Raw genomic sequence first — 7,978 nt, forward strand, 5'->3', positions numbered from 1 at the left:
GAGCAGTAGCTGTCGCCATAAGCTCGCCTGGTGTACAATCTTCTGAATATACTTTTTTCAGATTCATTATAATCTTTCTCCTTTTTACACCGGGATTCTGTTCAGTTTTTTGCCCATATCTTCTAGCCTCTGCAATCGATCCCACCCAACCTTCTCACAATACTCATAATGATTCTTGACGCCAAACACCCATTCATCCAGCCACTCTTTGAACGTATCATAGGATTTAGCCATCTTGCCGTAGCCCATACAAAAGGGTAGATCCCAGTAATAATACCCATAGCAATCCCACGGATGGCAAATGAACTTTTCACGCACCACCGCATCGACACAATAAGATGGTATCGTAGTCATGTTTGGTATGCGTTCAATTTCCTCTGTGGATATTATTTCTTCACAAATAATGACTGTAGCCTTGGCCGCTTTTGCCCGTAAATCATCACAGCCAACAGGCCCCCAAACCTGAGCATTTCCATGCACATCGCACCGTTGAACGGGAACAAATGTTACATCCGGATTGGCCGCAGGAACCAGAGCAACAGGACTGCCACCGTAAGGATCATCAATTATCTTGATATTTCTATTATACTTTGGGATATCAGAACCTAGCAGCGATTTTGTAGGCATAAAGGGTATATTCATAGCACCCGCCAAAAACCTGAGAGATCCTGTAAAGTTAGTATAATCATCCACTTCTATCGGCCTTGGCACCCCTTTTTCCATTGCCCTTCTGAAATTATAGGCCAAGTCCATGAGAGATATGCCAAGCCAGGAAGTCTCTAATTTCTTTATGCATCCGGCACCTATGAGCAGGTCTTCACACGTCAAACTGTTTTCATCAATAATAGTCAAATCTTTTTTGCCCTGTCGAACGATTTCATAGGCAACCCCCATCGGGTTTTTACCATTATTCCCTCCCAGAGAAATGGAGCATCCGTCCTTAACATACCTGCCAACCGCTTCTTGTAAAGTTGTTAACTTCGACGAAGCATGGGCATCAACTTTTTTTTCTAATTCATTCATATTATATCCACTGTCTCCCCTCTAATTTGGAATGATTGTGGTCCGTTCCTCTGCATTCTCTTCATTGACATAAGCATGATGAACGGACCACAATTGAGTTTAGAGTATAAATCATCTGTTACTTTGCCGGATGTGATACCTCCCGCATAGCGGCAAGAATAGTCTTCTTTGTATCCTCGCTGACTTTTTCTTCCCAATATGGCTCCCAGCCCGCTTTCGGAGAAGGTGAAAACATATAAGAAAGGATTACCGCACCAATAATACCAACACCTAAGCCCCACACCATGTCGGGTATTATACCGCTCATCATTTTCGCTTTTATGAGCTTGTTTGTGACCACAAAGGTAAGAGGTCCGGCAATGGAAACCCAATACGCAGCCTGTTTATTAAACCGCTTCCAGTACAGCCCTACGAAAGCAGGAAGTATATACGTACATCCCCAGAAGCCGAAGACAAGGGCTCCAACAATGGCAATAAGCTTCGGAGGATTGAGCGCCAGGGCTGTCGCAGCAACACCGAGCAAGACGATAATTATCCTGTTCCATTTTATCATCTTCTCATCATCAATCTTCTCTTTCTTCAAATTTCTGATGATATCATAATTGAGCGCCAGGGCCTGATGGAGCAACATTCCGTTCGCTGTTGACATGGCGGCCGCCATCACTCCCGCAAGAGCCAACCCTCCTATGAATATCGGCATATGCTGAGTAAACAGGATAGGCAACAACCAATCCGTATCGTGACCACCAGGAATCGTTGGCAATATCGCCCTGCCCGCAACACCAATAATAAGAAGAGCCGCAAAAATCACACCAATGACGAGTTGGCTATAGAGCGGTGTCGCTACCGCGATTTTTCGATTCTTCACCATCTGCATACGGCCAAGCCAATGGGGAGCTGCAGCACCGCCAAAAGAAGAAGCGATGAAAAGCCCTATCACAAACGATAAGGAATACGGCCCCAACATAGAGGTAAGCTGCCCCGGCGGAGTTGGTTTTCCACCTTCAACTGGAGCAGTACTCACCGTACTAAATGCCGCCCACATATGATCCCAGCCACCTGCATTGTGTAGAAGAACCCCTGCTGCGATAACCAGAGTAACAACTATAACAACCGTGTTGAAAAGATCGCTAATACCCACCGACCACATGCCCCCGGCAGCGGTATAAATCAGGAAGAGGAGAAAAATAAAAATAGCAACAGCGTACGGTATACCCGTTATCGTGGCTATAATTATACCAACGGCTTTAATTTGGATCATTACATAGGCAAGATATCCCAGCAACATTGAAAGAGCGCCAAGCGCCTGCAAGCCACTTCTCTCGGCGTGCGGCTCAAAGCGAAATCGAAGGTATTCAGGTATAGTTCGCGCGGGCAATTCCGGCATCCGCAACTTGTTTGCCAGAAATGGCATCAGTGAATTTGCGAAAAAATATCCAGCATATATAGCTGTAATTGAACATAATCCAACCTTATAGGTCATGCTTGGAAAGCCAATTACAGAAGCAGCGCTTACCCACGTTGCTGAAAACATGCCGATGCTGACCCACAACCCTATATTAAACCCACCAGCAACAAAGTCAGTTAAACCTTTTGATTTTTTATACCCCATGTGACCAAACCACGTTAGTAACGCAAAATATGCAATAAATATAGTTATATATATTATCGTATTAGAACCCATTTTATTTTCCCTTCCTTATTGTGTCAGTCTGGTAAGAATGTTTTTATTGAGTTGGGCTTCTATTCATTACGGAATATACTTCCCGTACCTCCACCCCATCGTTTCACCCCCGATTTCTCTACCTTCCACAAGATATAGAAACCCCATATATAGCCAGAAAACATACAAACTGCCCAAAAAAGAACTGTTTTAAATGGCATAATATCCCCCTTATCAATTGTTAGTTTTGCTGTTATGTTTATAAAAAGATACCTCAGTGAAATATTACTATCTCACCACAAGAACAGAAATGTTTTGGGCTTTGTGTACTACACCATATGAAACGCTGCCCAAAGCTGTCCCTACAAGGCGACCTCTTCCATGGGATCCCAAAACAATGAGATCAACCGCCTTCTCTTTTACTAACTCTAAGATTGTATTAACAGGGTGTCCCATCCTTATGATTGCCTCACACTTGACACCCCTTTGCCTGCATAATTCTTCTTTTTTCTTTAGAAAATCTTCCATGTTCCCTTTTATTTCATCATAGATAGGTTTAGCCATCTCATAGGGTCCACCCGGAACAGGAGTCAACATACTTTCAAACATGCCTTGGTCTATTATATGTGCTAGTATAATCGGCACCCCTAAACTTTCGGCTAATTTGACTCCGGTTTCAAAAGCTTTTTCGGAGGCTTCCGAACCATCTAATGCTAAAAGAATGCTCTTAAACATACTGTATCTCCTTTCCTTCCATAAATTGTTTTTACCATTGACGTTAATTTAATCCTCCCTTCTCTCTTATATCTATTCTCTATTTGAAGGCATGCAATCATTCAACCCAGATTATACAGCCAGCCCCCTGGGTCAACCCGCCACAGATGGCGCAGGCTGCATAACCGCCGCCATTTGCTTTCAGGTTGTATGCCGCCGTCATCATCAACCGCGCTCCGCTTGCTGTGTTTGGATGGCCAATGGCAATAGCGCTCCCATTGACGTTTAATCTTTTTTTCAAATCCTGGTACTGCTTCTCATCGTTATCCAGAATGGGTCGCTCCGACGCCTCCTTTGCCATTTCATCGTAATTGGCAGACATGAATCTTTTGTTAGATAAAAGCTTCGCCGAAACAAGGGGAACGCATGCGAAAGCCTCATTTATCTCAATAAATTTCATGTCGTCGATACTCATCTTTGTTTCGTCAAGACATTTCTTAATTGCGAAACCCGGCGATACCGGCATGATCCTGGGCTGAAGGGCTATTGATGACATGACCACGATGGTATAAAGAATATCCAGGCCCATCTGCTCCGCTTTCTCTCTTTTCATTATTATCTGGGCAGTCGCACCATCATTCATTCCCGGCGAATTGCCGGCCGTGCAGGTTGGATTACCGAAAACCGGCTTTAACTTGGCAAGGCCCTCTAAACTGATATCCTTTCGATACTGTTCGTCAATATCGAGTAATTTCTGAGATACAACCGCCCTTTTTTTATCTTTTTTTACAATTTCAAAGGGTTCCATTTCTTGCTTAAAGAAACCGCGTTCCCACGCCTTGCCATAATTCACATGACTGGCCAAGGCAAACTCGTCCTGCTCCTCTCTGGCTACGTTGTATTCAACAGCCACATTACCAGAATCGACTATAACCGGGGCATAATCCTTATATCCAAGAGGAATAATGGGATCCTCTACAAGGAATGAGGTATGGCGCTTGCCTTCCCATCTTATTCCACGCAGTAAGAACGGAATCGTACTGAAACTCGTTGAGCCCCCGGACATTACAATCCGGGCTTCCCCAAGCTGGATACTCCTGCCGCCGTATTTTGCAGCATCCATTGCAGATATACATGCCTGATCAAAGGCCACCGAAGGCCTCTCGGCAGGAATCCCGGCCTTGAGCATGGTCTGGCGGGCCACCACCGGGGTATATGGATCTTTGGTGCTGCTCGTATCACCATTACCCCACCAGACCTCATCAATTAATTCAGGGGCCAGGTTTATTCTCGTCATGCTATTCTTCATGGCGACGGCGCCCAGATCATAGATATCAATATCCTTCAATGATCCCCCGAAACGGCCAAAAGGCGTCCTTACCGCACTTACGCAAACCAAATCGTCCTTACTCTTCTGGAAATTCATCTTCTAGACTCCTTGTTTCTTGTATTGTCAAATAAAGGTTACATGGCAACCCATCCACCATCAACGCTCAGTATTACCCCTGTCGTATAACTGGCCCCGGGAGATGCCAAAAACAGTGTCGCAGCCTTCAGCTCATCTTCTCCACCGAAGCGGTGCACGGGAATGAAGCTCAGTAATCGTTCTCCGCCACTCTCCAGCGTCCCATGGCTCATTTTTGAGGGAAACCATCCCGGAGCGATTGCGTTTACAGTAATATTGTATTGAGCCCACTTCACCGCCAGATCTTTTGTCAAACCGGCAACAGCCGCCTTGCTGGTCTGATAAGCAACGGCATCCATAACTTCCGCTGACGCTCCCACAAAAGCTGCTATCGAAGCCAGGTTGATTATTCTGCCGTACATCTGTTTAGACATTATCTGGCCGGCTCTCTGGCACATAAGCCACGTACCATTAACATTGGTGTTTATGACTTTCTGCCAACCTTCCAGAGGAAATTCCAGAGAAGGTGCTCCCCAGGTGGCACCAGAGTTGTTTACCAGGATATCGACCCGCTTGAATTCTTTCATCACTTGCTCGTACAGGGCATCGATTTCCTCAAAGTTGGCAACATCACATCGAACGGGCATCACCTTGACACCCAATTCTTCTTCCATGGTTTTAGCTACTTCGGTGCAACGATCGAGCTTCCTGGCCGCCAAAACCAAATCGGCGCCTGCCTCTCCCAGCGCATATGCCATTTGCGACCCTATACCGGCGGCCCCTCCCGTGACAATGGCCACCTGACCTGTTAAATCAAACAACTCTTTAATATGTCTCATCAATTACTCCTAACGTTTTGAACACATGCGTTCTAATATTTATAGAATCCACGACCGGTCTTTCGACCCAGCAAACCGGCTAATACCCGTTTTTTCAACAGAGGGTGTGGCCTATAGGCTTCACCAAGATCACGCATCATTGTTTCCATGCCGTGCATCGCAATATCAGCACCAGCAAGATCCAGTAACCGACAAGGTCCCATCGGATGGCCTAAACACAACGTGCAAGCCTTATCGATTTCTTCCGGATCATTCCCCTCCTGAACCAATTTCATGGCTTCGTTAAAGAGGACATCAACCAGCCTGCTGGCGATGAAGCCTGCATAGTCAACGGCTACAATAGATTCTTTCCCCAGAGCCTTAATATATGCCAGAACGGTTTCCATTGTTTCATCAGAAGTCAGCTCTCCCCGAATAACCTCAACACCTTTCATGAGAGGCACAGGATTCATAAAGTGGACACCTATGATTTTATCTGCACGGTCAGAAACGCTTGCAATTTCCGTGATGGAAAGCGCTGAGGTATTGGTACCCAGGATAGCCTCTTTTTTGCATAAATTGGTTAACTTCCTAAACATATCGTGCTTAAGCTCAAGGTTTTCAAAAACAGCTTCGATAACAAGATCCGCATTTTTACATGCATCTTCCAGAACGCTAGTAAACTGTATGCGGTCAAGCGCGGCATCCATATCCGCTTTGGCCATTTTCTCTTTGCTTACCATTTTGCTCAAGCTCTTCTCAATGGACGCCCTGGCCCTCTCAAGAGCATCACTATAAACATCCTGCAATACCACATTGTACCCAGCCACAGCACTTACCTGGGCTATGCCGCTACCCATAGCGCCGGCCCCGATCACTCCTACGTTATTTAATTCCATAGTTCTGACTCCCTTTCCTTACCTATTTATCCCTAAATGAAGGTTTACGTTTCTCAATAAAGGCCAACATACCCTCATTGTGATCCTCTGTGCCAAAGCAATTGGCAAAACAACCAATCTCAAGTTGCAACGCCCTGTCCAAGTCAAGGTTATAGCCACAATTGAACGCTTCCTTGGCCAGCATCAGGATAGAAAGTGACTTGCCGGCAATCTTAGAGGCCAATTTTGTAGCTTCTTCAACAAGTTCGTCCGGAGGCACAACCTTGTTAACCAGACCCCATTCATAGGCACACTCGGCATCAATTATTCTTCCCGAGTAGACTAGTTCCTTAGCTCTGCCTATTCCGATCACCCGGGCAAGCCTTTGCGTACCACCGCCCCCGGGGATTATCCCCAGATTGATTTCCGGTTGACCAAACTTTGCGCTGGCAGAAGCAATCCTTATATCGCATGCCATTGCCAGTTCACAGCCTCCTCCCAACGCGAAACCGTTGATGGCGGCGATAACCGGCTTCGGGAATGTCTCAATTTTCTCTTGGGTATGATTTGCCAACATGGCAAATCCTCTGGCCTCCAGAACCGAATATCGTTGCATTTCTGTTATGTCGGAACCGGCTGCAAATGCCTTCTTACCCTCTCCGGTAAGTATGACCACTCGAACCTGATCATCCTTTTCCATCCCCTCAAATACCTTGCCCAGTTCCATGAAAACCGTGCCGTTCAGGGCATTAAGCGCCTCTGGCCTATCAATAGCCACCAGAGCAATACCTCCATTAACACTGCATTTGATGGTGTCATACAAATACTTCATCTACTTATTTTCCTCTCTCGGCATCATTAGAAAAGCCTTGCCATCCATTACTACGACGCTATCTTGATTTTGACACCACGTCCTGAGATAGAGCCGATTCTTCGCCAAGTCTTTTTCTATTACCTCTGCATAAGCAGTAATGGTGTCTCCCATATAGACCGGCTTGATAAACTTTATGGTTTGTTCCAAGTAAACAGCCCCCGGCCCCGGCAGCTGAGTACCCAAGACGTTGGATATCAAACCCAGCGCCAAGATCCCATGAGCGATAGGTTTGTGAAACTGGGTATTTGCCGCATACACACGGTTAACGTGGATGGGGTTCATGTCACCGGTGATACCCGCAAAAAGGTAGACATCGGTCTCTGTGATGGTCTTACTAAATGAACCCTTTTCACCTACTTCTATTTCATCGATATTCCTAACTTTCACAACTTCTCCTTAGAAAAATACTTGCCCTTTTGGATATGACAGGTGCCACCATGAAATCGGTTGCCTGTCCATGGTGATATCAATCTGAAAAATGACCTGCCTTCATTTCCACCGTTAATCCGTCCGTGGCCAGCAACCGTTTTATCAAACCATCTATCTTGGGAAGCTCGTAGCCAAAGAAATATCGGAATGTGTACATCTTCCCCTCATAGAAAT

At 45.7% G+C, this 7,978-nt stretch carries 8 protein-coding genes; all 8 read right to left on the reverse strand.

The window, feature by feature from the left end; all coding sequences use genetic code 11:
* Positions 1–84: 84 nt before the first annotated feature.
* Positions 85–1,023: a CoA-transferase gene (locus Q7J27_12755; protein ID MDO9530009.1), complete on the reverse strand. Its 939-nt coding sequence runs from the start codon at positions 1,021–1,023 to the stop codon at positions 85–87.
* A gap of 118 nt (positions 1,024–1,141) precedes the next feature.
* Positions 1,142–2,707: a sodium:solute symporter family protein gene (locus Q7J27_12760; GenBank protein MDO9530010.1), complete on the reverse strand. Its 1,566-nt coding sequence runs from the start codon at positions 2,705–2,707 to the stop codon at positions 1,142–1,144.
* 267 nt (positions 2,708–2,974) lie between these two features.
* Entirely contained in the window at positions 2,975–3,421 is a 447-nt protein-coding gene (locus Q7J27_12765; GenBank protein MDO9530011.1) for a universal stress protein, read from the reverse strand.
* 97 nt (positions 3,422–3,518) lie between these two features.
* Complete coding sequence (locus Q7J27_12770) at positions 3,519–4,826, reverse strand: thiolase family protein (GenBank protein MDO9530012.1); 1,308 nt, start codon at positions 4,824–4,826, stop codon at positions 3,519–3,521.
* A gap of 38 nt (positions 4,827–4,864) precedes the next feature.
* On the reverse strand, positions 4,865–5,644 hold the full coding sequence (locus tag Q7J27_12775; GenBank protein MDO9530013.1) for an SDR family oxidoreductase: 780 nt from the start codon (positions 5,642–5,644) through the stop codon (positions 4,865–4,867).
* 32 nt (positions 5,645–5,676) lie between these two features.
* Positions 5,677–6,522 carry a 3-hydroxyacyl-CoA dehydrogenase family protein gene (locus tag Q7J27_12780; GenBank protein MDO9530014.1) on the reverse strand — a complete coding sequence of 282 codons (846 nt, stop codon included), beginning with the start codon at positions 6,520–6,522 and terminating at the stop codon, positions 5,677–5,679.
* 22 nt (positions 6,523–6,544) lie between these two features.
* A complete protein-coding gene (locus tag Q7J27_12785; protein MDO9530015.1) occupies positions 6,545–7,333 on the reverse strand; it encodes an enoyl-CoA hydratase-related protein in 789 nt (262 codons plus the stop codon).
* Positions 7,334–7,762 carry a MaoC family dehydratase gene (locus Q7J27_12790; GenBank protein ID MDO9530016.1) on the reverse strand — a complete coding sequence of 143 codons (429 nt, stop codon included), beginning with the start codon at positions 7,760–7,762 and terminating at the stop codon, positions 7,334–7,336.
* Positions 7,763–7,978: the final 216 nt, after the last annotated feature.

Source organism: Syntrophales bacterium, assembly GCA_030655775.1.
Lineage (GTDB): Bacteria > Desulfobacterota > Syntrophia > Syntrophales > JADFWA01 > JAUSPI01.

What these genes read in the sequence shown, in the direction of transcription:
- Q7J27_12770 (MDO9530012.1), bottom strand. Translation starts at nt 4,826, where the DNA reads ATGAATTTCCAGAAGAGTAAGGACGATTTGGTTTGCGTAAGTGCGGTA.
- Q7J27_12760 (MDO9530010.1), bottom strand. Translation starts at nt 2,707, where the DNA reads ATGGGTTCTAATACGATAATATATATAACTATATTTATTGCATATTTT.
- Q7J27_12765 (MDO9530011.1), bottom strand. Translation starts at nt 3,421, where the DNA reads ATGTTTAAGAGCATTCTTTTAGCATTAGATGGTTCGGAAGCCTCCGAA.
- Q7J27_12780 (MDO9530014.1), bottom strand. Translation starts at nt 6,522, where the DNA reads ATGGAATTAAATAACGTAGGAGTGATCGGGGCCGGCGCTATGGGTAGC.
- Q7J27_12775 (MDO9530013.1), bottom strand. Translation starts at nt 5,644, where the DNA reads ATGAGACATATTAAAGAGTTGTTTGATTTAACAGGTCAGGTGGCCATT.
- Q7J27_12755 (MDO9530009.1), bottom strand. Translation starts at nt 1,023, where the DNA reads ATGAATGAATTAGAAAAAAAAGTTGATGCCCATGCTTCGTCGAAGTTA.
- Q7J27_12785 (MDO9530015.1), bottom strand. Translation starts at nt 7,333, where the DNA reads ATGAAGTATTTGTATGACACCATCAAATGCAGTGTTAATGGAGGTATT.